Source organism: Nocardia seriolae NBRC 15557 (genome assembly GCF_007990715.1).
Lineage (GTDB): Bacteria > Actinomycetota > Actinomycetes > Mycobacteriales > Mycobacteriaceae > Nocardia > Nocardia seriolae.
Window position 1 is genome coordinate 76,148 of the sequence record NZ_BJWY01000011.1, and the last position, 25,040, is coordinate 101,187.

Below are 25,040 nucleotides of genomic sequence, written 5' to 3' on the forward strand. Positions count from 1 at the left end.
GACCGCGGCGCGCCCGCCGCTCGTAAATTGCCCGGGATTCCGCCGGTTTCAGCGGAATCCCGACCGTTGAGCTTACTTGGCGCTGATCGAACGTCCCGCCGAGTTCAGGTCGTTGCAGGCTTCGACGACGCGCGCGGCCATCGAGGTCTCGGCCTTCTTGAGGTAGCTGCGCGGGTCGTAGACCTTCTTGTTGCCGACCTCGCCGTCGATCTTGAGGACGCCGTCGTAGTTGCCGAACATGTGGCCGGCCACCGGGCGAGTGAAGGCGTACTGGGTGTCGGTGTCGACGTTCATCTTCACCACACCGAAGCGCAGCGAGTCCTCGATCTCCGACTTCAGCGAACCCGAACCGCCGTGGAAGACGAAGTCGAACGGCTGCGCGTCCGAACCCAGGCCCAGCTTGGCGGCGGCCACGCGCTGGCCCTCGGCCAGCACCTCGGGCTTGAGCACGACATTGCCCGGCTTGTAGACGCCGTGCACATTGCCGAAGGTGGCGGCCAGCAGGTACTTGCCGTTCTCGCCCGCGCCCAGCGCGTCGATGGTCTTCTCGAAGTCCTCGGGGGAGGTGTAGAGCTTCTCGTTGATCTCGGCCTCGACGCCGTCCTCTTCACCGCCGACGACGCCGATCTCGACCTCGAGGATGATGTTGGCCGCGTGCGCCTGCTTCAGCAGTTCCTTGGCGATCTCGAGGTTCTCGTCGATCGGAATCGCGGAGCCGTCCCACATGTGCGACTGGAACAGCGGCAGGCCGCCGTTGCGGACGCGCTCGGCCGAAATGGCGAGCAGCGGGCGCACGAAGGCGTCCAGCTTGTCCTTGGGGCAGTGGTCGGTGTGCAGCGCGATGGTCACGTCGTAGCGCGCGGCAACCACATTCGCGAACTCGGCCAGCGCGACCGCGCCGGTCACCATGTCCTTCACACCCAGGCCGGAACCGAATTCCGCACCGCCGGTGGAGAACTGGATGATGCCGTCGGAACCGGCGTCCGCGAAGCCCTTGATCGCCGCGTTGATCGTCTCCGAGGACGTGCAGTTGATGGCGGGGAACGCGAAGGAGTTCTGCTTGGCCCGAGCAATCATCTCGGCGTAGATCTCCGGAGTCGCGATGGGCACTGGGAACCTCCGTTGGGTGTGTGCTGCGTACGACAAATTCTGTCAGCCCACACCATAGGACAGCGGCTTTTTCTCCGGCCCGATGCCCTCACATACCTCACAAGTTTGTGAGGTTGCATCGACGTTCGGTGTGATGTCTGCGGTACCGGTACTGTGGTGGCCGTGACCTTGCTGGCCGTATCCGATGCCGTGACGACCAATGCCGCGCTGCCCGCGATCTTGGACCCCATGCACCTCCTCACGGAGACGTGGCTCTCACACGCGGTGCTCCCGGCGATCTTGGCGATCGTCTTCATCGAGACCGGTCTGCTGTTCCCGATCCTCCCCGGCGACTCTCTGTTGTTCACTGGCGGTCTGCTGGCGGCCTCGGCGCATCCCCCGGCCGGAATGAACATCTGGTGGCTGGTGCCCGCGACCGCGTTCGTGGCCTGGCTCGGCGATCAGAGCGGCTATTGGATCGGACGATCAATCGGCCCAGCGCTGTTCAAGAAGGAAGACACGCGCTTCTTCAAGCAGCACTACATCACCGAGACGCACGCCTTCTTCGAGAAATACGGCCCCAAGACCATCGTGCTGGCTCGCTTCGTGCCCATCGTGCGCACGTTCATGCCGGTGCTGGCCGGTGTCTCAAAGATGGACTACCGCAAGTTCGCCACCGTCGACATCATCGGCGCGGTGCTGTGGGGCGGCGGTGTGACGGTGCTCGGCTACTTCCTGGGCAATGTCGAGTTCATTCGCAAGAACGTCGAGGCGATCTTCCTGCTGATCGTGTTCGTGTCCGTTCTCCCGGGCATCATCGCGGTCGCGAAGAACCTGCTGCACCGCGGCCAGCAGCCGGAGAAGGCCGAGCTGGCCACCTCGACGAACGAGTCGAACCGCTGAGCCATCGGTGTCCACCAGCCCGCTAACCACTCTCGCCTCCGGCGGGTTCGGTCCGCTCGAAACAGCGGGGCCGGTGCTCGTCTGGACGATCGTGCTCACCTTCGTCTTCCTGGAGTGCGCGCTCATCATCGGCCTGTTCCTGCCCGGTGACTCCATGCTCATCACCGCGGGCGTCGTCATGGCCTCGCAGGCGGGCGGCGAGGGCCACATCTGGGCGCTGTCGATCGGCACCATGATCGCGGCCATCGCGGGCAACCAGGTCGGGTACGTGTTCGGCACGCGCACCGGTCATCACATCGTGGCCCGCAAGAACGGCAAGTACATCAACACCCGCAATCTCACGCGGGTCTCGGAGATGCTGCACAACCACGGCTTCCTGGCGGTGCTGGTGGCCCGCTGGATTCCCTGGGTGCGCACGCTGTGCCCGCTGGTCGCGGGCGCGGCCGGGATGGACCACCGCAAGTACACAATCGCCTCCACCATCGGCGCGGTGCTCTGGGCCCCGGTGATCCTGCTGGCCAGCTACTACGCGGGCAGCTTCCTCGAGGACATGTCGTGGCTGATGCCGGCGGTCATCGGCACGCTGGTGGTCGGGCTGATTCTGGGCACGATTGTCGGCGTCCGGCAATACCGGGCCGAAATGGCGCGCCCCGCCGAGGATTTCGACGTGGACGCCGACGAGACGGCGACCGTGCCGATCCCGGTGATCCGGCGGCACAGCGCCTGATCAACCAGGCTTACAGCCCGGCGGCCGTGACCGTGTGCGCGGCCTCCATCAGCTTCCAGCCCGAAAGCTGTACCGACAGATCGCGTTCCGGGCTGCGCGAGGACGAGACCGACCCGCCCTCGAACCCGCCCGCGCCCGCGATGCCGGGCAGCCGCGCGGGCTGCCGCCAGTCCGCCCCGAACAGCGGCTCGCCCTCCACGTCCAGGCGGTGTTCCCAGGCCGCGGTGGCCGAGGCGCGGACGATGGCGGCGGCCTTGCGGCGCGCGGTCACCTGGGCGGGCTCGTCGCCGGGCAGCATGAGGGCGGTCAGGGCCAGGTAGCGGATCAGGATGCCGTTGAACAGGCCGCCGTCCCCGCCGCCGTCGCCGACCACCACGCCGCCGACGGTCATGTGCTCCTCGACCGCGTCCACCAGCCGGACCGCGCGTTCGGCGTGCCGGGGCTCGCCGGTGTGCACGGCCAGTTCGGTTTCCAGGCCCATGGCCACGCCCTGGCAGTAGCTGTAGACCGGCTTCTCCACCTCGCCGGACGGTAGGTGGATGCCGTCGAAGATGAGGCCGGTGTCCTGGTCGCGCAGGCGGGTGTCGAGGAAGTCGGACAGTTGCTGGGCGAGGGCGTAGCGGCCCAGCCGGGCCATCGCGATACCGACCGGACCGTTGGCTGGGGCATTGAAGAAATCGGACCCTTTGCGCCACGGCACCGCGCCGAACTCCGGCTCGAACCCGCCCGCCAGTTCCTTCTCCAGCGTGAGCAGGGCACCGCGCACCTCGGCGACACCCTGGGTGCGCTCGGCGCGCTCCAGAGAGATTGTCAGCCAGGCCATATCGTCGTAGTAGTTGTTGGTCCAGCCGGTGATATTGCGCAGCCGCACGGCGTGCGCGATGGACCAGAGGCGGCGCTGCCGAGCGGGCGTGGGGGCCCGGTTGGCGGCATCGACCGCGCAGTCGATCAAGTGGGCTTGCCACCAGTAGTGCCAGAAGGCGAAGGTGCGCTCGCCCTTGGTGGCGGGCCAGCCGACCACGCCGAGCTGGGTGCCGGGGATGGCCCACAGCTTCCGTAGGTGCCGGGACAGGATCGCGGATTCCGCCAGGTCGGCGCGTTCCGACCAGAGCGCAGCGGTCGGCTCGATATTGCGCCCGGTCCGCGATGTCATGGGACTAATGGTGCCAGTCGGACAACACTGTTCGTGGCTATTTTGTTACCGAGAGTCGAGCGTCACCATGCATTGCCGAGGTCGGCGTGCTGGCGGATCCAGGCGTGCATGGCGATTCCCGCCGCGACACCGGCATTGATGCTGCGGGTCGAGCCGAACTGGGCGATCGAAACGGTCAGCAGCGCCCCGTTTTTCGCGGCCTCGGTGACACCGGGCCCCTCCTGACCGAAGAGCAGCAGGCAATCGCGCGGCAACGTCGCGGTTTCGAGCGGGACCGAGCCCGGGACATTGTCCACGGCCACCACGGTCAGACCTTCCGACTCCGCGAAGCGCAGCAATTCGCCGGTGTCGGTGTGGTGCCGAATGTGCTGGTAGCGGTCGGTGACCATGGCCCCGCGGCGGTTCCAGCGCTTGCGGCCGACAATGTGCACGGCCGCCGCGGCGAAGGCATTGGCGGTGCGCACCACCGTGCCGATATTGGCGTCGTGCCCGAAGTTCTCGATGGCCACGTGGAAGGGGTGCCGGCGGGCGTCGATATCGGCGACGATGGCCTCGCGCCGCCAATACCGGTAGGCATCAACCACATTGCGCCGGTCGCCGTGGCTGAGCAGTTCCGGATCCAGGCGGGGATCCGCGGGCGGCTCGGTGCCGAATTCGTCGCGCCACGGTCCGACCCCGTGCGGATGCTCACCCCATTCGGTCGGGCCGGGGGCGAGCGATTCGTCGGAGGTCGAGGCGGGACTCACCCGGCGATCGTAGTGCCTAGCTCGGGGAGCCCCCCGAACCGGCGATCACCGCGAACACGATGAACAACAGCAGCAGGATCATCCCCGCCGAGGCGATGATGCCGCAGATCCAGCCCGCGGTCACCATGCCGCTGCCGCCGATGGCGCCCTGCGACCGGGTGATCTCCCGGCGCGCGCTGCCGCCCATGATCCACGCCACCGGTCCCAGGAGCGGGCAGAACACCAGGCTCATGATGCCGAGGATGAGGACCACCACCGCCTGCGGATGGTCCGGCGGCGGCGCACCGTAGTAGGGCTGTGGATAGTAGCCCGGTGCGGGCTGTGGATAACCCGGGTAGTAGCCCGGCTGCTGGACGTAGCCGTAGCTCAGCGGCTGGCCGCCCTGTGGCTGCTGGTCTTGTGGCTGCTTGTCGAAGCCGGGGAACTGCGGATCCCACCCCGGCGGCGGCGGATCGTACGTCATGGCCAAATGCTAGGTGGTAGTGCTGGCCACACCGGACATATTCGAGGCTGCCCCATCGCCTCGTGGGGCCGCGACCGAGACGATGGGAGGCATGAGCGAAACGGCCGCCCTTCCCACCCTCGCGTTCGATCCGCCCACGCCGCCCGCGGATCCATCCATGCCCCATCCGAATCCGCCCGCGCCACAGCCCGATCCGGGCGAACGTACGCCCTGGAGCGTGTTGCGAGCCTTTCTGCTGTCCCCCTTCCGGGCTCGCACCTGGAAGGAGTTCGCCTATCTGATCGTTGTTTTCGGCCTCGGCTGCCTGGCCGCCGCCTACCTGTTCTTCGCCGTCGGCGGCAGTGCGTACCTGTCGATATTCGTTCTCGGCATCCCGCTGCTGGCGGCCATGATCCTGGGCGCCCGGGTGTGGGGCCGCATCTACCGGGTGCTGGGCACGGTGCTGCTGGACGCGAATCTGCCCGAGCCGCCGCCGTTCACCTTCCGGCCCGGACTGTTCGGCTGGCTGCGCGCGGCCTTCACCGACCGGACCGCCTGGCGGGCCCTGCTCTTCCTGGTGCTCGAGTTCGTGCTGGGCGTGGTGGTCGGCTACTGCGTGCTGCTCACCGTAGTCATCACCGGATTCGTGGCGGTGTCACCGATTCCGTGGGCGGTGGGGAACCCGACCAATGTGGATGACCAAGGCGTGGCGCATCATTCGCTCGCCCAGTTCAACGACTACCATCTCGACACCTGGCCGCGGGTGCTGGCCTTCGCGGCCGTCGGTGTGATCGGCTGCTTCCTGCTGCCGTGGCTGTTCCGCGCGGTGTGCCTGCTGCACGTGCTGCTTTCCCGATTCCTGCTCACCCCGACCGCCCGCGACCGGAAGCTCGCCGAACTCCAGGAGAGGCGCCGCGCGGCCGTGGACGACGCGGCCGCCACCCTGCGCCGACTGGAACGCGACCTGCACGACGGCACCCAGGCCCGGCTGGTGAGCATCGCCATGATGCTGGGCCGCGCCGAGGAGCGCCTCGCCACCGGCGGCGACGCGAGCGAGCTGATCGCCCAGGCGCGCACCGGATCCAAGGAGGCCCTGACCGAATTGCGGGAATTGGTGCGCGGCATCCACCCGCCCGCCCTGGAACTCGGGCTGGCGCCGGCGCTGGAGACCCTGGCCGCCCGCTGCGCGATCCCGGTGGAACTGCGGGTGCTGCTGCCCGCCCGGCCCAGCCCGGCCATCGAGGCCATCGCGTACTTCTCGGTCGCGGAGCTGCTGACCAATGCGGTGAAACATACTGCCGCGACCAGGATCTGGGTGGCGGTGCTGCCGACCGGATCGGACGCGCTGTCGGTGAGCGTGCGCGACAACGGACAGGGCGGTGCGCTGCAACCCGCCGAAGCGGCGGGGGAAGCCGTTGTGGTGGGCGGGCTTTCGGGGCTGGCGCAGCGGGCGCGGTCGGTGGACGGCGCGCTGTTCGTGGACAGTCCGGTGGGCGGCCCGACCCTGGTCACGCTGGTGCTGCCGTTCGCGGGGCCGCAGTGAGCGAGGACTTCGCGGTGGTCGAGGGCTCGGCCGAGTTCGAGGGCTCGGCCATGATCGAGGGCATGGATACCGCTTCCGGGCCGCTGCGCGTGGTGATCGCCGAGGACAATGCCATCCTGCGGGACGGCCTGACCGCGCTGCTGGCCGAGCGCGGCTTCGAAGTGGTGGCCGCGGTGGGCGACGCGACCGGTCTGCATGTCGCGGTAGCCGATCATGCGCCGGATGTGGCCGTGGTGGACGTCCGCATGCCGCCCAGTTTCACCGACGAGGGCCTGCTGGCCGCGCTCGCCCTGCGCCGCGGCCATCCCGGCACCGGCGTGCTGGTGTTCTCACAGTGGATCGAAACCCGTTATGCCACCGAACTACTGGCCGCCGGTGCGGGCGGCGTCGGCTACCTGCTCAAGGACCGGGTCGCCGACGTGACCGATTTCGTGGCGGCCCTGCGCCGCGTCGCCACCGGCGGCACCGCGCTCGATCCGGAGGTGGTGAGCCAGCTCATGGGCGCTGCCCGGCAACAGGATTCACTGGCCCGGCTCACCCCGCGCGAGCGCGAAGTGCTGGAATCCATGGCCCAGGGCCTGTCGAATTCGGCCATCGCACAGGCCCTCACGGTGACCGAACGCGCGGTCGAGAAGCACATCGGCAACATCTTCACCAAACTGGAACTACCGCCCTCGGATCTGCATCACCGACGGGTGCTCGCGGTTCTTCGGTTGAAGGGTTGAAACGTCGCTGCGCGATTGCGGAGCGTGGAAGACTGGGGGCATGACTCGGTCGAGTTCCGCGGAATTGCTGAAATCGGTTGAATACTGGCCGAATCACCTGCTCACCATCGCCGAGTGGGCGCTGCTGCCCGAGAACAACCGGCACTGCCGCGAACTGGTGGACGGCGTGCTGGTGGTCGCGCCGCAGCCGCCGCGGCATCAACTCGCGGTGTGGCGCTTGGCGGCTCAGCTGGAGCGGGCGCTACCGCGGCGGGTGGCGGCCATGGCCCGCATCGAATTGCTCGTCGACGAGGGCACGCCGCCGACGGTGCGGGTGCCGGACGTGCTGATCGTGGGCGGTGCGGCGGGGGCCGAGCACGCCACCCGGGTGCGGCCCGCGGATGTGCTGGGGGCCATCGAGATCGTCTCGCCGGGTTCCCGGCGGGTGGATCGGATCATGAAGTTCGTGGAGTACGCGGCGGTCGGCATCGAGCACTATTGGCTGCTGGAGACCGAGAATTCGCTGCGGCTGCTGACCCATCGATTGCAGGACGGCCGGTACGTACCGACCGGTGAGCACTCGGGACAGGTCACCCTCGAACTCGACGGCATGAGCCTGCCGCTGGATCTGGACGCGCTCACCACCCTCCGTTCCCCGGCCGCGTCCGCCTGACTCGATACCGCCTCTGACCTCGCCGGGCCCACCCGTCACCCCACCACCACCCCCAACCGAGGCACTTCGTGCCACTCCGCCTTTTGCTACGAAATTCGGGACTATCCTGGAGTCCCGTAAGCCGTGGTTGGAGGGTGTCATGGACCACGCGCGCATAGTCCGGACGGTGCTCGGAGTGACGGCCGCCTACCTGGTCGCCCTGGGGTGCTGGCTGGGCTGGATAGTCCCGCTCACGCCGCCCGGCACCGTGCCGCTGCAAGTCATCACACTGGTCGGCCTGTTCGGAACCTTCCTCGGCCTCGGCATGCTGCTGGCCCAGCGGCCCACCCGCTCCGACCGCAAACTGCGCAAGCACGGACTCGAGGGCTGGGCGAATATCGAAGCGGTGCATCCCTTACAACGCACCGACCACTGCACCGAGATCACCGAACTGGATCTGGAACTGGTGGTCCCGGGCTCGGAGACCTACTACGGCAGCATCGTCTTCGACGTGGAACCGGTGGTGAAGCCGAGAATCACTGTGGGCGGCACTATTTCGATCCGGGTCGACCCCGCCAACCGCGACCGCATCATGCTCTGCCTGTGATCTCAATCCCCTGACCGGGAAACATATATCCAGGTCAGAGCCACCTGGCTGCCGGTTTCGCCTGATTCGGGCCGTAGCATCCTGGGCATGACGATCGCCGACAAGAAGGACCATCGAGAAGCGCCGCTGGTGCTCGACACCCAGCCGCCGCGCACGCTCGGGTTCACCGATCAGGCGGCGTTCTGGCTGAACATCGGCGTCAGCCTGATCGGGTTCAGCGGCGCGGCGGTGGTGCTGTCGCCGACCGAGGGTTCGCGCCTGCCGCTGATCGGGGCGCTGCTGGCGACCGTGGTCGGCACCGTGATCGGCGCGGCCATGGTGGCCGGGCCCGCCGCCATCGGGTCCCGCACCGGCGCGCCCGCCATGGCGGTGCTGCGCGGACTGTTCGGCACGCGACTGTCGTATCTGCCGACGGTCGCCAATATCGTGCAGTGCATCGGGTGGGGCGTGTACGAGCTCACCGTCATCACCCTGGGCGTCTCGGCGCTCACCCACGACCGGGTGCCGCACTGGATCGTGATCGTCGCCGCCGGTGTGCTGTCCACGGTCATGGCCATCTGGCCGCTGGCCGCGGTGCGGGCGCTGCGCAAGTACGTCTCCGTCGCGGTGGCCATCGCGCTGATCTATTTCACGGTTCAGCTACTGCGGCAACCGGTTCCGCTACCCACGGGCACCAGCTGGAGCGGATTCTGGCCCGCCGTCGACAGCACCCTCGCGGTGTCCATCTCGTTCGTGCCGCTGGCCGCCGACTACACCCGGCACTCCCCCTCGGCGAAGACCGCCGCGAGCGCCACCGTGCTCGGCTATTCCGTCGCCCAGATCTGGTGCTACGGCCTGGGCATCCTCGCCATCCTGCACGCGGGCAACGCCGACCACATCTTCGACACCTTCCTCGGAGTGGCGGCGGGCTGGCTGTTCTTCGCGGTGCTGGTGCTGCGCGAATCGGATCAGTCCTTCGCCAATATCTATTCGACGGCCATGTCGATCCAGAATCTGCTGCCCCGTGTGGATCGGCGGCTGCTCGCCGGACTGGTCGGCCTGATCGTGACGCTGCTGGCGCTGCCCGTGCCCGACTTCAGCAATTACGCCAACTTCCTGGTGCTGATCGGATCGGTGTTCGTGCCGCTGTGCGCGGTGCTCATCGTCGACTACTTCTTCGGCCGGGGCCGGACGGGCTGGAATCTCGACGAGAACGCACCCACCCGGCCACTCATGCTGCTGCCGTGGGCGATCGGCTTCGTCACCTATCAGCTGTTCAATCCGGGCTCGATCAGCTGGTGGACGGATTTCTGGACGAAGGCGCAGAACACCCTGCACATTCATCCCGGCTGGTGGTCCTCGGCCTCGCTGTACTCGTTCCTCGCGGCCGCGGCGGTGACCGCGCTCCTGGTCCGGTTCCGGCGGGGATGACCGGCGACGATCGCGTCTACGGCATGGGACTCGACCCGCTGGTCGAACCCGATTGGCCCGCACTGACTTCCGCCGAGGTGAACGCGGTGCTGGGCGTGGACGCGGTCATCGACCGGCGCAGCCCGCGACCGCTCTCGGCGACCGCGCGGGTGCGGCTGCCCGGCGGGCGCGACGTCGTCGTCAAGCGCCTGCCCCGCGCGCTGCGGGACTCGGCCGCACTCGGCGAAGAGCACCGGTTCATGGATCACCTGCGCGAGCGCGGGATTCCGGTGCCCGGCGTCGTTCGCACCGTCGACCTCGGCGAATTCACCTATGAGGTACAGGAACTCGGAGTCGGCATCGACGAATACGAGGATGCCTTCTCCTGGTCCCCCTACCGCTCCCGCGACGAGGCGGCCGCCGCCGGGCACATGCTGGCCCGGCTGCACCTGGCAGCGGCCGGATACGATGCCCCACGCCGGCGATCGCGGCCGCTGATGGCGGGCTTCACCGTCTTCTCCTCCGCCGATCCCCTTGCGGCCGTGGCGGATCGAGCAGCCGAACGGCCCGCGCTGGGTGCGTTCCTGGCCGAACGCGACTGGCGGGCGGATATGGAGCGCGTCCATATCCCGGCCTACGAACGCCTCCGGCCGCTGCTCGCGGACCTGGAACCGCTGTGGACACACAATGACTGGCACGGCACCAACCTGCTGTGGCGCGACCAGGACGTCTCCGCCGTCATCGATTTCGGTCTGTGCGACCGCACCACCGCCGTCCACGATCTGGCCACCGCCATCGAACGCTGTGCCGTGGACTGGATTTCGATTCGCGACGGCGGGCCCGCGAATGCGCGATTCGATCAGGTTCGCGCCCTACTCGAAACATACGAATCGGTACGGTATTTGACGGATGCCGAAAGACACGCACTTCCGGCACTACTCCCCCTCGTACATTGCGAGTATGAGCTCTCCGAGATCGACTACTTCCTCGGCATAGTTCCCGGCGGCAATACCGAGAACGCCGAAATCGCCTATACCGAGTACTTTCTCGGGCACACGAAGTGGTGGACCGAGTCCCGCGCGGGCCGCGAACTGCTAACCGCTGTCCGGGGAATGTGACCGCGCCGCCGAATAGTGGCGGCGAACACAATTGCATCGATCCCGAATAGCGACGGCCGGACTTGATTCGGTGACCATGATCGGATAGAACTTGTTCCGTTGCCATCGGCGACACGAATCGTTCTGCACGCCAGCCGAGTTCAGCGTGCAACGGGGGTCGGGAGGACAGGAAAAATCATGCGTAACACCATTCGTAATTTCGGGGCCAAGGCACTCGTCGCGGCGCTGCCGCTGGCCGTCGTCACCGTTTTCGCCAGCTCGGGCACCGCATCCGCGACCGCCATCGAACCGATCGCTCCGGCCGCCGTCGTGCAGCTCGCCCCGCAGGCCGCCCCCGTCGCCCCGGTCGTCGCCGCCGTCGCGCTGCCGATCGCCCCGGAGGCCGCCGCCCCCGCGCTCGAGCAGCCCGCCATCGCGCCTGCGGCAGTGGAGATTTCGCAGCCGCAGGACATCGCCACCAACCCGGACGCGAAGAACCACGATCCGCTGGCCAACGGGGTCGCCGCGGGCGCGGGCGCCGGCGCCATCATCCAGGGCGTCATCTGCGCCGTCACCGTCATCGGCATCGTCGCGCTGCCGGCCTGCCTCGTCAGCGGTGCGCTCGAGGGCGCGCTCATCGGCCTGATCGTCGGCGCGGTCGCCCCGGATGTGGTGCCGCAGGTCCTGCCCTGATTTCCCGGGCCTGAAACAACGCGAGCCCCATCCCGGACGCGGGACGGGGCTCGTGCCATACCTATTCGATCACCTATTCGGTGACCGATTCGATTACCGATGCGCGCGCGGATCCGCCAGCAGATATTGCGCGGCCGCATACGTCCCGAGAATGACGCCCTCGCTGATCCGCCGCGACTTCTCGCCGCGCGCGAAAATGCGCCGCAGCACGATCAATCCATCGGACAGCGTGAACAGCAGCGCGCCCACGCCCAGGCGGCTGTGCGGGTCGGCATTCGGAACATTCACGCCCGCGATATTCTTCGCGTCCCGGGCCAGGTCCGGATCGGAGGCGAGAGTGGCCGCGGTGCCCAGTGTCGCGCCGTAAACGGCCAGCGGGACAGCCACGGTCGGGGCCTTCGATCGCATGAGCGCCGCCGCCCCCAGCCAGGCCGCCAGGCGCGGACCCGCGATCTGGGCGCGCGGCCGTCCACCGTGCCGGAACCACAGCCACGAGTACCCGGTCTGCATGACCGCGAAAGACGAAGCGCCCGCGATCAATCGGCGATCGTCGTCGGGTTCGATGAGCAGCACGTCGCCGACGGTGGCCGCGGCCAGCGACCCGAGCAGCACCGTGCGATCGGTGCGATCCAGATACTTGCCGTTCACCGCCACGTCGGCGGCCAGCAGCGGCATCAGCAAAGGCTTCGCGGCCCACTGCAATTTCTCGCGTCCGGTGACCGCGCCGAACACGGTCACCGCCGCCGCGCCGACGAACGCGGCGCGGAACGGGCGGGCCATCAGAAGCTGGGTTCGGCCGGTGCCGGCGGCAGCACCGCGACCTGTCCGGCGTAGGACAGGCCCGCGCCGAAGCCGAGCAGCAGGGCCAGCTGACCGCCCTTGGCCTTGCCGCTCACCAGCATTTCCTCCATGGCCAGCGGAATCGAGGCCGCGGAGGTGTTGCCGGTGTTCTCGATGTCATTGGCCATCGGGATGTCGTCGGCGAGCCCCAGGTTCTTCTTCATGAGCTCGTTGATGCGGGCATTGGCCTGGTGCGGAATGAAGATCTCGATGTCTTCCTTGGCCACACCGGACTTCTCGATGGCGCTGGACAGCGCGCGCGGCAGGGTGACCGCGGCCCAGCGGAAAACCTTGGGGCCCTCCATGTGCAGCGACATCCGGCCGACCGGCTCGACGGCCGGATCGGTGCCCTGCAGCCGCTGGGCCTTGTTCATGAACTCCAGGAAGTCCACATCCTGTGCGATGGCCTCGGCGTTCTCGCCGTCGGAGCCCCACACGGTCGGCGAGATGCCGTTCTCCTCGCTGGGCCCGACCACGACCGCGCCCGCGCCGTCGCCGAAGATCATGGCGGTGCCGCGATCCTTCGGATCCAGGCCGACGGTCATCGTCTCCGCGCCGATGACCAGGATGTATTCGGCCGAGCCGGAGCGGATCATGTCGGTGGCGACACCCAGGCCGTAGCCGAAACCGCCGCAGCCGGAGGTCAGGTCGAAGGCCGGGATGCCGTTCATGCCGAGGTCGGCGGCCACGCTGGGCGCGCCGTGCGGGGTCAGCTTGAGCCAGCTGGAGGTGCAGAAGATGAGCGCGCCGATCTTGGACCGGTCGATGCCGGTGTTGTTCAGCGCCCGGTTGCCCGCCGCCACCGCCATGGTGCGCAGGGTCTCGTCACCGGAGATCCAGCGCCGGTTATGGATGCCGGTGCGTTCGAAGATCCACTCCGGGGTGGAGTCCAGGATCTCGCACACATCGGCATTGCTGACCAGGCGCTGGGGCCGATAAGCGCCGATGCCGAGCATCGCAACATTTTGATGACCCTTGTTGATTGCAATGCTCACCACAGGTGACTCACACGACCCTTCACAACACCTTTGTCGGACGTAAGACCAGCACCAGGCTAACCCAGAGCAAGGGTTCAGCCCAGAGCCAAGTCACGTTAACCGCCAGGTAAGGACTTTCGTCCTACCCCAACGCCAGATCCTTCAGGCCCAGGATCGAGCGGTATTCGAGGCCCTCGGCCGCGATGATGCCGTCGGCCCCGGTCTCCCGGTCCACCACGGTGGCCACGCCGACCACGATCGCGCCCGCGTCCCGCAGCGCGCGCACCGCGGTGAGCGGCGAGTTGCCGGTCGTGGTGGTGTCCTCGACCACCAGCACCCGCTTGCCCACGATGTCCGGGCCCTCGATCTGCCGCTGCATGCCGTGGGTCTTGGCGGCCTTGCGGACCACGAAGGCGTCGATGGGACGGCCGGGCGCGTGCATGACCGCCGCCGCCACCGGGTCCGCGCCCATGGTGAGCCCGCCCACCGCGTCGAAGTCCCAGTCCGCCACCAGCTCACGTAGCAGTTTGCCGATGAGCGGGGCGGCCTCGTGGTGCAGGGTCGCGCGGCGCAGGTCCACGTAGTAGTCGGCTTCCTTGCCCGAGGACAGGGTGACCCGGCCGTGTACGACGGCGAGGTCGCGCACCAGCCCGGCGAGTCTGTCCCGGTCGGTCGTCGTTACCTGCATTGCTGTGTTCATGTCCTTCCGCGTGCGTTGAACAGGCCCCGGTTGAGACGGGCCGCCAGGGATCGTGGGATCAGTTCGGCGACCGCGACGATCGCCTTGTACTGCAGGCCGGGCACGCTGACCACCCGGTCCTTTTCCAGATCACGCAGCGAACCGGCTACCACCTCGTCCACGCTCAACCACAGTGGTCGCGGCAGCGATGCCATATCGATTCCGGCTCGCCGATGGAATTCGGTGCGGACGAATCCCGGGCACAGGGCCTGCACTCGAACTCCGGTTCCGGCCAGCGTGCCCGCCAGCCCTTCCGAGAAGGATACGACGTACGCCTTGGAGGCCGAATAGGTCGATCCCCGTCCGGGGATCAGGCCCGCCGTGCTGGCCACATTCACCACCGTGCCCTTGGCGGCGTGCAGCATGGGCGGCAGGGCCGCCCGGGTCAGCTGTACGACGGCGGTGACGTTCACATCGAGTTGCTGCTGCAGGGCGTCCGGTTCCACGGTCCAGAATTCGCCCGTCATGCCGAATCCCGCGTTGTTGACCAGGAATTCGACGCCCTCGGCCAGCCGCCGCGCCACCCGCTCCCGATCCTGCGGCCGGGTCAGGTCGGCCGGCAGTACCTCGGCTCGCGCGCCGAACCGCACCCGCACGTCGTGTGCCAGGGCGGCCAGCCGATCCTCATCCCGCGCCACCAGCACCAGGTCGTAACCCAGCGAGGCGAGCCGGGTGGCGTACGCCTTGCCGATGCCGGAGGTCGGCCCGGTGACCAGGGACACCGGCCGGTGCGCGCCGGGCAGGCGCGCTGCAGGGGAACTCGCGGTCATCGACGGCCTATCACTCGCACGACGGGGGAGCGGTCGGCGATGACCGAAACTGCGCCCCCATTCTGGTCCCTGACTGTCCCACACGCTGCGAATTCCCGCAGATGCGACGTGGTTGCGGCGTGCCGCGCGCCGGGGTCCATTGCGTGCCGTGCATGGGTCTGCACGACGTGCCGGGAACGGGTTCGGCGCGGGCCGCGGCGGGTCACCTCGGGGCTGGCCCCTGGTACGGGCGGAAGCCGGGGTGGAAGGGGCCGCCGGGCGGGGCGCTGCGGCCCTGGTCCCGACGCCAGCCCTCCTCGGGCTCCCGATCGGGATCGTCGCGGTGGTCGTCGGATTCGGGCTCGTCCCAACGGTCTTCGCCCTCGGGACGGCGCGGCTCGGCGTCCTCGTCGTCCCAGTCGGGCTCGCCCTCCGGGGCGGGCGGCCAGTTGCGGCGCACCCGATTGCGCGGGTCCGGCACGACCTTCAGTGCGGGACGCCAGTTTTCGGGCTCCTCGCCCGATTCGCCCGCGATATCGCTGACCAGCGGTGAGTCGTAGTCGTCCGGCTCGACACGCTGCGGGGCCTCACCGCGGCGGCGCTGCGAGCCCTCACCACGCGGACGCTGCGGGGCCTCGCCGCGGGGGCGCGGAGCCGCTTCCTCGTCGCCGAAGTCGCCGTACTCGTCGTGGCCGTCGTAGTCGTCGTCCTCGGGGAGCGGGCGGGAGCTGCCGGGTTCGGGCAGTTCGTCACGACCGCGCTCGGTGCTGATGACCGGCGGCAGCACGTGCAGCAGGCCCGAGAGCCGCAGCACCGCGTCGATGGCCATCTCCCAGTCCTTGGCGGTGGCCGACACCGGCAGCATGCCCAGGGTCCAGTTGCCCTCGGACCACAGCTGCTGCACGGTGTCGGGCAGCGACTCGATGAACGCCACCATGCGCTGATCCACCGCGTGCCGGGCGACATCCGGATTGGTGGCGAAGACCACCCGGTCACCGATGGCGCCGAGCAGCTCCAGGTCGTGATCCTTCGGCGGCGCCGCGGTTTTCACCCGCAGGTCGATATCGATGTCCGAGCCGATCTGCCGACGCACCGCGACCAGGGTGGCGGCGTCCTCCAGATCGAAGAGCACGAACTTCTCACCCTTGCGGTTGCCCGAGACCACGTCCACCGCGGACAGGTAGCCGAGTTTGGCCAGCGCACCGCGCCGCCAGGTGGACGCCAGTGCGGGTTCCACCGAAACATAGGTGTACCCCTGGGATTTCGCCCAGACCTGTCGCACGTGCCCAGTGCGCTGCCGCTGCAGCCGATCGAAATAGAGCAGCACGATCGCACCTACGAGCGCGATCGCCGCCAGCCCGAACCATATCGCCGTCATCGCCGCCTACCCTATCCACCCGGGCGTTGTAATGCCCGGCACGCCTGCGGTTTTGCCCACCCGTCGCCCCACCACCACCCCTATCGGAATCACTTCGTGATGCTCCATCGGTTATCGGGTTCCGCTCGGCAGCGAAGTGCTGAAGATCAGCTTCGCTTGAATGGATCCGTCGGCGTTCTTATCGCCTTGCACCATAACGACTTCCCCGACGGGCAGGTCGGCGACCTTGGTGCCGCCGAGTGAGATCACCTGCGTCTTGTCGTCGGTCTTCACGGTCAGTGAGCCGCCGGACAGGGTGGTCACGGTCAGGGTGGAGCCGTCGTTGCTGGCGATGGTGCCCATATTGGCGCCGAGCTGATCCAGATCACCGAGCCCCGGAATGGTCGGAATCCCGCTGGGTAGCGGTATGGCCGAGGTGTTGCCCGGCAGCGGATACCCGGAGGTCTGGACACTGCTGGACGCGGCGGCCGACTCCGACGAATCCCTGCTCCCCAGCATGGTTCCCACCAGGACGCCGACAATGGCGACCGCGATGACGGCCGCGATGGCCAGCCCGATCCACAGGGTCGTATTGCGTTTGGGCGGGGGCGGCGGCGGGTTCTGCGGGAAGCCCCCGGGCTGATAGCCACCGGTCGGCATGCCCGGACCGCCCGGATAACCCGGGGCCGCATAGCTACTCGTCGGCTCGTATCCCGGTTGCCCCGGATAGACGGCCGTCGGCTCGTATCCCCCGCCGGTCTCGTAGCCGCCCCACTGCGCGTCGGCGGGTGGCAGCACCCGGGTGGCGTCGGGTCCGGGCGGTTGTCCGAAGTAATCCGTCGGACCGGCGGGTATGGCCTCGGTGGGCCCACCTTCGGGGCCCGGTTCCGGCCGCCGCGACCACGGATCGCTCGGATCAGTCATGGCTTCCAGGGTAGGCGGCCGACCCCGCCCCGGCCGCGAACTCGACCGGACGGTCCCGAAACAGCAGGGCCTCTTCACAAGCGACGGCAAGGCCCCCGCGCGCGCCGAAGCTCGTGCGGGGGCCCGTGATTGCGCTGGTCAGCGCCCGACGATGAGGGTGTCGCCGTCGGGGGTGACGTTCACCTTCACGGTGTCGCCGTCCTGGATCTCCCCGGCCAGCAGTTCCTTGGCGAGCGAGTCGCCGATGGCCTGCTGGACCAGGCGGCGCAGCGGACGCGCGCCGTAGGCCGGGTCGTAGCCGCGCACGGCCAGCCAGAAGCGGGCCGAGTCGGACACGTCCAGCTTCAGGCGACGCTGGGCCAGCCGCTTCTGCAGCTGGTTGAGCTGGATGTCCACGATGTGCTCCAGCTGTTCCTCGTCGAGCGCGTGGAACATGACCACGTCGTCGAGCCGGTTGAGGAACTCCGGCTTGAAGGCGCGGCGCACCGCGCTCATGACCGTGTCCTTGTCACCGCCCGCACCCAGATTCGAGGTCAGGATGAGGATGGTGTTGCGGAAGTCGACCGTGCGGCCCTGGCTGTCGGTGAGGCGACCCTCGTCGAGCACCTGCAGCAGGATGTCGAAGACGTCCGGGTGGGCCTTCTCGATCTCGTCGAAGAGCACCACCGTGTACGGGCGCCGCCGCACCGCCTCGGTGAGCTGGCCGCCCTGGTCGTAGCCGACGTAGCCGGGGGGCGCGCCGACCAGGCGGGCCACCGAGTGCTTCTCGGAGTACTCGCTCATGTCGATGCGGACCATGGCGCGCTCGTCGTCGAACAGGAAGTCCGCCAACGCCTTCGCGAGCTCGGTCTTACCGACGCCGGTGGGTCCCACGAACATGAAGGAACCGGTCGGCCGGTTCGGGTCGGCGACCCCGGCCCGCGCGCGGCGCACGGCATCCGAAACCGCTTGCACGGCTTCCTTCTGCCCGACCACCCGATGGCCCAGCTCGTCCTCCATGCGCAGCAGCTTCTGGGTCTCGCCCTCCATCATCTTGCCCACGGGGACACCGGTCCACGAGGACACCACCTCGGCGATATCGTCCGGCCCGACCTCCTCCTTGAGCATGACGTCCTCGTCGGCGGCGGTCTTCGCCTTGACCTCGGCTTCGGCGAGTTCCTTCTCCAGCTTGGGGATTCGCCCGTACCGCAGTTCGGCGGCCTTGTTGTAGTCGCCGTCGCGCTCGGCCCGCTCGGACTCGCCCTTGAGCGATTCGAGCTGTTCCTTGAGCTCGGACACCGCGTCGATGGCCTGCTTCTCGTTCTGCCAGCGGGTCATCAGCTGGTTGAGCTTCTCGCGGTCGTCGGCCAGCTCGGAGCGCAGCTTCTCGAGCCGTGTCTTGGACGCCTCGTCGGTCTCCTTGGCCAGCGCCACCTCCTCGATCTCGAGCCGTCGCACGACGCGCTCGATCTCGTCGATTTCCACGGGGCGGGAATCGATTTCCATGCGCAGCCGGGAGGCGGCCTCGTCGACCAGGTCGATGGCCTTGTCCGGCAGGAACCGGGAGGTGATGTAGCGGTCGGACAGCGACGCGGCGGCCACCAGCGCGGAGTCGGTGATGCGCACGTGGTGGTGGTTCTCGTAGCGCTCCTTGAGCCCGCGCAGGATGCCGACGGTGTCCTCCACCGACGGCTCGCCGACCAGCACCTGCTGGAACCGGCGCTCCAGGGCCGCGTCCTTCTCGATGTGCTTGCGGTACTCGTCCAGGGTGGTCGCGCCGACCAGCCGCAGTTCGCCGCGGGCCAGCAGGGGCTTGATCATATTGCCGGCGTCCATGGCGGATTCGCCGGTCGCGCCCGCGCCCACGATGGTGTGCAGCTCGTCGATGAACGTGATGATCTGCCCCGCGGAGGATTTGATCTCCTCCAGCACGGCCTTCAACCGCTCCTCGAACTCACCGCGGTACTTCGCGCCCGCCACCATCGCGCCCAGATCGAGCGAGATGAGCTTCTTGCCGCGCAGCGATTCCGGGACGTCGCCCGCGATGATGCGCTGGGCCAGGCCCTCCACGATCGCGGTCTTGCCGACGCCGGGCTCGCCGATCAGCACCGGGTTGTTCTTGGTGCGGCGGCTCAAAACCTGGACGACGCGCCTGATTTCGTGATCGCGCCCGATGACCGGGTCCAGCTTGCCCTCGCGGGCAGCGGCGGTCAGATCGGTGGAGTACTTCTCCAGCGCCTGGTACTGGCCCTCCGGATCCGGCGAGGTGACGCGGGCATTGCCGCGCACGGCGGTGAAGGCCTCGCGCAGATTGTCCGCGGTCGCGCCGTACTTCAGCAGCAGCTGCGAGACGTCGGAATCGCCTGCGGCCAAGCCGTAGACGAGGTGCTCGGTGGAGACGTATTCGTCGCCCAGCTCGGTGGCCAGCTTCTGCGCGGAGCTCAGCGCCGCGATGGCCTCCCGGCCGAGATTGGGTGTGGTGGTCGCGCCGGTCGCCCGCGGCAGCCGGTCGACGATCTCCTGAGCCTCGCGCCGGACCGTTCCCGGGTCGACGGCGACGGCCTTGAGCAGCGGAGCGGCGATGCCGTCGGTCTGATCCAGCAACGCCACCAGCAAGTGCGCCGGACGGATCTCCGGATTTCCGGCGACGGAGGCCGCCTGTTGCGCGGCGGTCAGGGCCGCCTGGGTCTTGGTGGTGGGATTGAACGAGTCCACTGTCACCTTCCTGCTAGTCGTTGCTCCGTACAACGCGACCCAAGTTGAGTCTGTTCCGCTCAAGTCTGACTAGTTTTCGACGCCGGGTCCAGAGTCCAAAGCCCTTACTCACGCTACGCGTACGATGGGCCCATTCGTTGACGCATCACACCCGCTCATCCATCCCGGTTTCCGAACGAATGGAGCAGCAATGCGCGCGATCGTCGTCCGTGAATTCGGCGGCAAACCCGAGGCCGCCGACATGCCGACCCCCGAGGCCGGGCCCGGACAGCTCCAGATACAGCTCGAGGCCGCGGGGGTGAATCCGTTCGACCGGCTGATCATCGACGGCTACCTGGACGGCAAACTGCCGCACGACTTTCCGCTGATCCCCGGCACCGACGGGGCCGGAACCATCACCGCCGTGGGCGCGGGGGTGAACGACTTCGAGATCGGCGATCGGGTGGTCGGGAAGTTCCTGATCCCGCCGGTCGGGCACGGCACCTTCGCCGAGTACATCGTGGTGCCGCGCGAGAGCACCATCGCCAAGCTGCCGGACGAGGTCACCGCCATTCGCGCGGCCGCCCTGCCCACCGCGGGCATCACGGCGCTGGATCTCATGCACGCGGCCGGGGTCAAGGGCGGGCAGCGGGTCTTGATCGTGGGCGCGTCGGGCGGAGTCGGCTCGTACCTGGTGCAACTCGGCGCGCTGGCCGGGGCGCACGTCATCGCCACCGCCCGCCCCGACGACACCGATCGCATGATCCGGCTGGGCGCGACCGAGGTGGTGAACTACGGCCGCGTCACCGTCACCGACTCGCCGACACGCGCCGAGGACTCGGAGCTGTCGGCCGCCGATTCGGTGCGCATGACCCACCCGGGCGGCATCGATGTGCTCTTCGATCTGGTCTCCGCGCCGCCGGTCTTCGCCGACAACGCGAGCCTGGTGAAGCCGGGCGGCTGGGCCTACTCGACCACCGGGTCCGCCGACGAGGCCGACCTGAAGGCCCGCGGCATCTCCGGCGGCAACCTCCAATCGAGTGGCGGCGCAGCCGAATTGCGGGAGCTGCTGCGCCTGGTCGGCAATGCCGACCTGATGGTCCCGATCAGCAATATGCCGCCGCTGGCGGCGGCCGCGGAGGTAATCGGAGCGTCCGGCGCACGCGGCAAGACGGTGCTGGTGATCTGAACCTCGAGTTCCGCCCATACCTCCCAACGGCTCCAAAACGATCAGCCTCCGGCTATATCCGTGCGACCACCACGTTTTCAGGGATACTTGACGCGGAGGGCCGCCTGGCAGCAGGCGTTCCGGGGTAGTTGCACAGGAAGGAAAGCTCGACGTCGTGGATGCGCGTTCGGCAGCGCTGGTCCGCGCAAACTTTCGGACAGTCGTCGAGGCCCCCAACGGGCCCGAACGGCTGATCAGCGCGTTCTACGGTCATCTTTTCGCGGAGATTCCCGCCCTGCGGGAACTGTTCCCCTCCGCCATGGACATGCAGCCCAAGCGGTTGGTCACAGCCATCTCCTTCGTGCTCGACAATCTGGAGGACTGGGATCGCGCGCAACGCTTCCTCGAGCAACTCGCGCGCGACCATCGCAAGTACGGGGTGGAGGCGGCGCACTACGACATCGCCGGCCGCGCCCTGCTGCACGCCTTCCGCAGTTACAACGGCGCCGCCAATTGGAGCCGGCAGCTGGAGGCGGGCTGGCGCGACATCACCATCCTGATCTCGGCGTCCATGGCCATCGGCGCGAATTCCGATAAGTCGCAGCCGTACTGGGAGGCGACGGTGGTCGGGCACCGGCGGGTGGTGGACGATCTGGCCATCGTCCGGCTCCAGACCGACACCCCGATCCCCTATCAGGCCGGGCAGTACGTGCCCATCGCCATTCCACAGCGGCCCAAGATGTGGCGCTACCTGTCCCCGGCGATACCCACCAACCCGTACGGCGAGATCGAGTTCCACGTGCGCAAGGTGCGCACCGGCTGGGTGAGCCCGGCCATCGTGAACGAAACGCAGGTCGGCGACCGGTGGATGATCGCGGCCCCGCTGGGCGGGCTGCACGTGGACCTGAGCCGCCGCAAGGATGTGCTCATGATCGGCTCCGGCACCGGTATCGCGCCGCTGCGGGCGCAGCTGATCGAGATGGGGCGGCGCGGCATCAATCCGCGCGTGCACCTGTTCATGGGCGGGCGCTACCCGTGTGATCTCTACGATGTGGAGAACATGTGGCAGCTCTCGCAATCCAATCCGTGGCTCACCGTGGTCCCGGTGTGCGAGAACGAGACCAACCCGTGGTGGCATCCGTATCCGCCCGCGGAGACGCCGTTCGGCATGCATCGGCGGCTGATCGGCAATCTGGGCGCGGTGGTGGCCAGCTTCGGGGCGTGGGCGGACCGGCAGATCCAGATCGCCGGGTCGGCCCGCATGATCGCCGACACCCGGCGCGCGCTGCTCGCGGTGGGCACGCCGAGTTCGGCGATAAGCTCGGATCCGGTGTAGTGCACGACATTTCGAAGCCCGACCCGAAGCAGCTCCGCCCTTTCGAATGATCAGGAGTCACCCGTGACGCTCGACCCGGACCGGACCGGAGAGCTCCCCCTCGCCCAGACCGAGTGGACCGCGACCGTGGTCGGCGCGCACCGGCTGCGCGAGGACACCACGGTGGTGCGGTTGATCGGCGAGTTCGTGCCGTTCGCGGCCGGCCAGTCGGTCGAGGTGCGCACGCCGCAGCACCCGAACATGGTGCGGCGCATGTACTGCGCACTGCCGCCCTCGCTGGACGGCAAACTGGAATTCCATGTGCGCACGGTGCCGGGCGGCTGGTGCAGCGGGTCGATCGTGGCCGACTCGCATCCGGGCGACGAGTGGCGGATCAGCGCGCCCGGGGGCTGGCTGACCGTGGAGCCGGAGACCACCGACGTGGTCATGCTCGCCGACGGCGTCGGGCTCGCGCCCCTGCGCGCCCTGCTGCTGGACATCGCCCGCCGCGAGGATCCGCCCCGCACCCACCTGTTCGTGAGCGGCCGCTACCCCCGCGACCTCTACGCCTCGGACATGCTCTACCTGCTGGCGAACGAATCCCCCTGGCTCACGGTCATTCCCGTGGTGCAGGACGAATACGACCCCGACGTCCGCGACGACTGGTACGAGCAGTGCCGGGTCGACATCGGCTTCCACCCGGAGGAAATGATGCCGGGCACCATCGCCGACATCCCGGAGCGCTTCGGTCCCCTGGACCACCACCAGATCCTGGTCTGCGGCGGCGCCGCCATGGTCCGCAACACCATCGACCAGCTGGTCGCCATCGGCGCACCAGCGGAAGCCATTCGCTACGAGGGTTTTTGATAATCGACAACGCGACAACCCATTTCGCGAGGATCCGGGTAACTCACCGGGTACCCCCAAAATAGTTTCGGCGCCCGACGCAGGCACGGATGCGAGACAGCCAACGGCACCCAGCTGCCCGCTGAAGGCTCGGGGAGGCGGGGGAGGGAGGCCGCTCAGAACAGCGGGTCGTGGCGGATGTTCTGGGTGGGGGTTCCGGCCGCCATGAGCCGGAACTTGGTGGTCTGCACCATGGATGGCGCGCCCACGATCTGCACGTCACGGTCGTTCCACGAGCCGTGGCTCGCCACGATCTTGCCGATCTGACCGACCACCCGCGGTTGCAGGCCCGGGAACTCCCGGGACTCATCGGAATTGTCGAAGTGCCACCACGGGTTCTCGGTGGACTCGGTGACGGGGTGGACGGTGAGCCACTTGTTGGCACAGGCCAATTGGCTCAGCACCTCGAGATCGTAGAGGTCACACGGGTAGTGGCCGCCGACGAAGAGGTCCACCTTGGGGTTGGAGCGGCGTGCGGTCATGGCCATGAGCTGCGCCCGCAGCGGGGCGATGCCGGTGCCGCAACCGACCATGAGCATCTTGCGACGGGTATTGCGGGGCACGCCGAGCCCGCCCAGCGGCGACCCGATCAGCCATTGCTCGCCGACCCGGCTGTGGCCGACCATGGCCGGGCTGACCCAGCCGCCGGTCACGCCGCGAATGTGGAACTCCAGCTCGCCGTTGGTGTTCGCGGGGATGGCGGGCGACAGGTAGCGCCACATGCGCGGGCGGGACGGGATCTGCACGCTCATGTACTGCCCGGCCGCGTACTGCATGGGCTGGTCCAGTTGCAGCCGCACCACGGCCAGATTGCGCAGCACTTCGCGGTGTTCGATGACGGTGCCGGTCCAGACCGGCGGGGTGCTCTCCTGGTCGGCCGCGGTGATCATGGTGTTGGCGATGACGCCGATGCCCTCGTCCCAGGCCCGGCCGATCTCGTCGGTCCACAGCTCGGTGCCGGCGTACGCCTCCAGCGCGGACTTCAGCGATTTGCCCACGGCCACATAGTGTTCGGGGACCACACCGTACTTGCGGTGATCGCGCCCGAGCTGGGCCAGGAAGGGCAGCAGCCGCTCCGGTTCCTCGAGCCGGTCCACCACGTAGGCGATGGCCTTGACCAGGCGGTCGCGCTGGGCGTCCAGCGCGGCGGGGAAGAAATCGCGAACCTGCGGGTACTCCGTGAAGAGGATGGCGTAGAACGATCGGGCGAGCTTCTCGGGGCCACCATCTTCCGCAGCAACCGCCTTGAACGTTGTTCTTATCAATGCGACGGTCCGCGAATCCATTTGTGTCACAACCCCATTTCGCAATCGAACGCAGGCGTGACCGGCGAGTGAAGCGCTGCGGGACACTCGACAGCAGCCGTTGCCAAGCAAGTGTAAGCGAGGTTAGCCAGCAACGGAACGGGACGTTTCAATAACACGCCCTTTTATTCTCGGAAACATGAACGTTGCGGGGTATCTCAGCCGAAAACAGACTGTTCAACTGGAACACGCCGCGCAACACGAGCTTTCGGCCGCCGATCCTGCCTGATCCGTTTTGCAAGACTCAGGAAAACAGCGATCCTGCCGCAACCCCGCCGGTCGCCCAATTCCCAAGCGGCATACGGACAATACTCGCATTTAGTGTATATCAATAACCTACTCG

24 protein-coding genes are annotated in these 25,040 nt (G+C 68.0%); 12 read left to right on the forward strand and 12 right to left on the reverse strand.

Annotated elements, in window-relative coordinates:
* Positions 1–72: 72 nt before the first annotated feature.
* Positions 73–1,110 (reverse strand): class II fructose-bisphosphate aldolase, encoded by a 1,038-nt coding sequence (fbaA, locus tag NS2_RS05785; RefSeq protein WP_033086299.1) that lies wholly within the window; start codon positions 1,108–1,110, stop codon positions 73–75.
* A 228-nt stretch (positions 1,111–1,338) separates the two neighbouring features.
* On the opposite strand from fbaA, the gene NS2_RS05790 reads away from it, so the two are divergent.
* Both NS2_RS05790 and NS2_RS05795 read left to right on the forward strand, forming a co-directional pair.
* Positions 1,339–1,992 carry a DedA family protein gene (locus NS2_RS05790; protein ID WP_045436369.1) on the forward strand — a complete coding sequence of 218 codons (654 nt, stop codon included), beginning with the start codon at positions 1,339–1,341 and terminating at the stop codon, positions 1,990–1,992.
* A 7-nt stretch (positions 1,993–1,999) separates the two neighbouring features.
* On the forward strand, positions 2,000–2,719 hold the full coding sequence (locus tag NS2_RS05795) for a DedA family protein (RefSeq protein ID WP_033086300.1): 720 nt from the start codon (positions 2,000–2,002) through the stop codon (positions 2,717–2,719).
* Between the two features lie 10 nt (positions 2,720–2,729).
* Here NS2_RS05795 and NS2_RS05800 read toward each other — a convergent pair whose 3' ends face one another.
* From NS2_RS05800 to NS2_RS37180, 3 genes are all read right to left on the reverse strand, one after another.
* On the reverse strand, positions 2,730–3,872 hold the full coding sequence (locus NS2_RS05800; RefSeq protein WP_052086071.1) for a glycoside hydrolase family 76 protein: 1,143 nt from the start codon (positions 3,870–3,872) through the stop codon (positions 2,730–2,732).
* Between the two features lie 62 nt (positions 3,873–3,934).
* A complete protein-coding gene (locus NS2_RS05805) occupies positions 3,935–4,618 on the reverse strand; it encodes a TrmH family RNA methyltransferase (RefSeq protein ID WP_033086301.1) in 684 nt (227 codons plus the stop codon).
* A 16-nt stretch (positions 4,619–4,634) separates the two neighbouring features.
* Positions 4,635–5,081 carry a DUF4190 domain-containing protein gene (locus NS2_RS37180; protein WP_196223035.1) on the reverse strand — a complete coding sequence of 149 codons (447 nt, stop codon included), beginning with the start codon at positions 5,079–5,081 and terminating at the stop codon, positions 4,635–4,637.
* Positions 5,082–5,172: 91 nt separating this feature from the next.
* Between NS2_RS37180 and NS2_RS05815 the strand changes: the two genes are divergently transcribed.
* The 7 genes from NS2_RS05815 (at position 5,173) to NS2_RS05845 (ending at position 11,745) form a co-directional block, all read left to right on the forward strand.
* A complete protein-coding gene (locus NS2_RS05815; RefSeq protein WP_228102549.1) occupies positions 5,173–6,603 on the forward strand; it encodes a sensor histidine kinase in 1,431 nt (476 codons plus the stop codon).
* 62 nt (positions 6,604–6,665) lie between these two features.
* Positions 6,666–7,328 (forward strand): LuxR C-terminal-related transcriptional regulator, encoded by a 663-nt coding sequence (locus NS2_RS05820; protein WP_045436375.1) that lies wholly within the window; start codon positions 6,666–6,668, stop codon positions 7,326–7,328.
* A gap of 40 nt (positions 7,329–7,368) precedes the next feature.
* Complete coding sequence (locus NS2_RS05825) at positions 7,369–7,980, forward strand: Uma2 family endonuclease (RefSeq protein WP_045436350.1); 612 nt, start codon at positions 7,369–7,371, stop codon at positions 7,978–7,980.
* Between the two features lie 139 nt (positions 7,981–8,119).
* Entirely contained in the window at positions 8,120–8,566 is a 447-nt protein-coding gene (locus NS2_RS05830; RefSeq protein ID WP_033086333.1) for a hypothetical protein, read from the forward strand.
* A gap of 87 nt (positions 8,567–8,653) precedes the next feature.
* On the forward strand, positions 8,654–9,976 hold the full coding sequence (locus tag NS2_RS05835) for a purine-cytosine permease family protein (RefSeq protein WP_147207097.1): 1,323 nt from the start codon (positions 8,654–8,656) through the stop codon (positions 9,974–9,976).
* Positions 9,973–11,073, forward strand: coding sequence for a phosphotransferase enzyme family protein (locus NS2_RS05840; protein WP_033086304.1), 1,101 nt, complete (start codon positions 9,973–9,975; stop codon positions 11,071–11,073). Before NS2_RS05835 ends, NS2_RS05840 begins: the two co-directional genes overlap by 4 nt.
* Before the next feature lie 177 nt (positions 11,074–11,250).
* Positions 11,251–11,745 carry a hypothetical protein gene (locus NS2_RS05845; protein WP_052086072.1) on the forward strand — a complete coding sequence of 165 codons (495 nt, stop codon included), beginning with the start codon at positions 11,251–11,253 and terminating at the stop codon, positions 11,743–11,745.
* A gap of 93 nt (positions 11,746–11,838) precedes the next feature.
* Here NS2_RS05845 and NS2_RS05850 read toward each other — a convergent pair whose 3' ends face one another.
* The 7 genes from NS2_RS05850 to clpB form a co-directional block, all read right to left on the reverse strand.
* The gene (locus NS2_RS05850; protein ID WP_033086306.1) at positions 11,839–12,525 is read right to left on the reverse strand and encodes a lysoplasmalogenase; all 687 of its coding nucleotides are present in this window, start codon (positions 12,523–12,525) and stop codon (positions 11,839–11,841) included.
* Entirely contained in the window at positions 12,525–13,583 is a 1,059-nt protein-coding gene (locus NS2_RS05855; protein WP_033086307.1) for a beta-ketoacyl-ACP synthase 3, read from the reverse strand. Before NS2_RS05855 ends, NS2_RS05850 begins: the two co-directional genes overlap by 1 nt.
* A gap of 121 nt (positions 13,584–13,704) precedes the next feature.
* Positions 13,705–14,250, reverse strand: a complete 546-nt coding sequence (pyrE, locus tag NS2_RS05860; RefSeq protein WP_033086308.1) for an orotate phosphoribosyltransferase — start codon at positions 14,248–14,250, stop codon at positions 13,705–13,707.
* Between the two features lie 8 nt (positions 14,251–14,258).
* Entirely contained in the window at positions 14,259–15,071 is an 813-nt protein-coding gene (locus NS2_RS05865) for an SDR family NAD(P)-dependent oxidoreductase (RefSeq protein ID WP_033086309.1), read from the reverse strand.
* A 202-nt stretch (positions 15,072–15,273) separates the two neighbouring features.
* A complete protein-coding gene (locus tag NS2_RS05870) occupies positions 15,274–16,428 on the reverse strand; it encodes a TtfA family protein (RefSeq protein ID WP_081985705.1) in 1,155 nt (384 codons plus the stop codon).
* 111 nt (positions 16,429–16,539) lie between these two features.
* The gene (locus NS2_RS05875; protein WP_033086310.1) at positions 16,540–17,331 is read right to left on the reverse strand and encodes a DUF5666 domain-containing protein; all 792 of its coding nucleotides are present in this window, start codon (positions 17,329–17,331) and stop codon (positions 16,540–16,542) included.
* 138 nt (positions 17,332–17,469) lie between these two features.
* On the reverse strand, positions 17,470–20,025 hold the full coding sequence (clpB, locus tag NS2_RS05880; RefSeq protein WP_033086311.1) for an ATP-dependent chaperone ClpB: 2,556 nt from the start codon (positions 20,023–20,025) through the stop codon (positions 17,470–17,472).
* A gap of 190 nt (positions 20,026–20,215) precedes the next feature.
* Between clpB and NS2_RS05885 the strand changes: the two genes are divergently transcribed.
* The 3 genes from NS2_RS05885 to NS2_RS05895 all read left to right on the forward strand — a co-directional run bounded on the left by NS2_RS05885 (position 20,216) and on the right by NS2_RS05895 (position 23,354).
* Complete coding sequence (locus NS2_RS05885; protein ID WP_045436353.1) at positions 20,216–21,193, forward strand: NADP-dependent oxidoreductase; 978 nt, start codon at positions 20,216–20,218, stop codon at positions 21,191–21,193.
* Positions 21,194–21,347: 154 nt separating this feature from the next.
* The gene (locus NS2_RS05890; protein ID WP_033086312.1) at positions 21,348–22,508 is read left to right on the forward strand and encodes an FAD-binding oxidoreductase; all 1,161 of its coding nucleotides are present in this window, start codon (positions 21,348–21,350) and stop codon (positions 22,506–22,508) included.
* A gap of 63 nt (positions 22,509–22,571) precedes the next feature.
* Complete coding sequence (locus tag NS2_RS05895; protein WP_045436356.1) at positions 22,572–23,354, forward strand: FAD-binding oxidoreductase; 783 nt, start codon at positions 22,572–22,574, stop codon at positions 23,352–23,354.
* A 155-nt stretch (positions 23,355–23,509) separates the two neighbouring features.
* Here NS2_RS05895 and NS2_RS05900 read toward each other — a convergent pair whose 3' ends face one another.
* Entirely contained in the window at positions 23,510–24,679 is a 1,170-nt protein-coding gene (locus NS2_RS05900; RefSeq protein WP_033086313.1) for a globin domain-containing protein, read from the reverse strand.
* Positions 24,680–25,040: the final 361 nt, after the last annotated feature.

Bases quoted from the DNA above. Each gene is read 5' to 3' on its own strand.
- NS2_RS05850 (WP_033086306.1), bottom strand. From the start codon at position 12,525: ATGGCCCGCCCGTTCCGCGCCGCGTTCGTCGGCGCGGCGGCGGTGACC.
- NS2_RS05835 (WP_147207097.1), top strand. From the start codon at position 8,654: ATGACGATCGCCGACAAGAAGGACCATCGAGAAGCGCCGCTGGTGCTC.
- pyrE (WP_033086308.1), bottom strand. From the start codon at position 14,250: ATGCAGGTAACGACGACCGACCGGGACAGACTCGCCGGGCTGGTGCGC.
- NS2_RS05825 (WP_045436350.1), top strand. From the start codon at position 7,369: ATGACTCGGTCGAGTTCCGCGGAATTGCTGAAATCGGTTGAATACTGG.
- NS2_RS37180 (WP_196223035.1), bottom strand. From the start codon at position 5,081: ATGACGTACGATCCGCCGCCGCCGGGGTGGGATCCGCAGTTCCCCGGC.
- NS2_RS05830 (WP_033086333.1), top strand. From the start codon at position 8,120: ATGGACCACGCGCGCATAGTCCGGACGGTGCTCGGAGTGACGGCCGCC.
- NS2_RS05840 (WP_033086304.1), top strand. From the start codon at position 9,973: ATGACCGGCGACGATCGCGTCTACGGCATGGGACTCGACCCGCTGGTC.
- NS2_RS05865 (WP_033086309.1), bottom strand. From the start codon at position 15,071: ATGACCGCGAGTTCCCCTGCAGCGCGCCTGCCCGGCGCGCACCGGCCG.
- NS2_RS05900 (WP_033086313.1), bottom strand. From the start codon at position 24,679: ATGGATTCGCGGACCGTCGCATTGATAAGAACAACGTTCAAGGCGGTT.
- NS2_RS05885 (WP_045436353.1), top strand. From the start codon at position 20,216: ATGCGCGCGATCGTCGTCCGTGAATTCGGCGGCAAACCCGAGGCCGCC.
- NS2_RS05875 (WP_033086310.1), bottom strand. From the start codon at position 17,331: ATGACTGATCCGAGCGATCCGTGGTCGCGGCGGCCGGAACCGGGCCCC.
- NS2_RS05790 (WP_045436369.1), top strand. From the start codon at position 1,339: ATGCACCTCCTCACGGAGACGTGGCTCTCACACGCGGTGCTCCCGGCG.
- NS2_RS05820 (WP_045436375.1), top strand. From the start codon at position 6,666: ATGGATACCGCTTCCGGGCCGCTGCGCGTGGTGATCGCCGAGGACAAT.
- NS2_RS05870 (WP_081985705.1), bottom strand. From the start codon at position 16,428: ATGACGGCGATATGGTTCGGGCTGGCGGCGATCGCGCTCGTAGGTGCG.
- NS2_RS05845 (WP_052086072.1), top strand. From the start codon at position 11,251: ATGCGTAACACCATTCGTAATTTCGGGGCCAAGGCACTCGTCGCGGCG.
- NS2_RS05800 (WP_052086071.1), bottom strand. From the start codon at position 3,872: ATGACATCGCGGACCGGGCGCAATATCGAGCCGACCGCTGCGCTCTGG.
- NS2_RS05815 (WP_228102549.1), top strand. From the start codon at position 5,173: ATGAGCGAAACGGCCGCCCTTCCCACCCTCGCGTTCGATCCGCCCACG.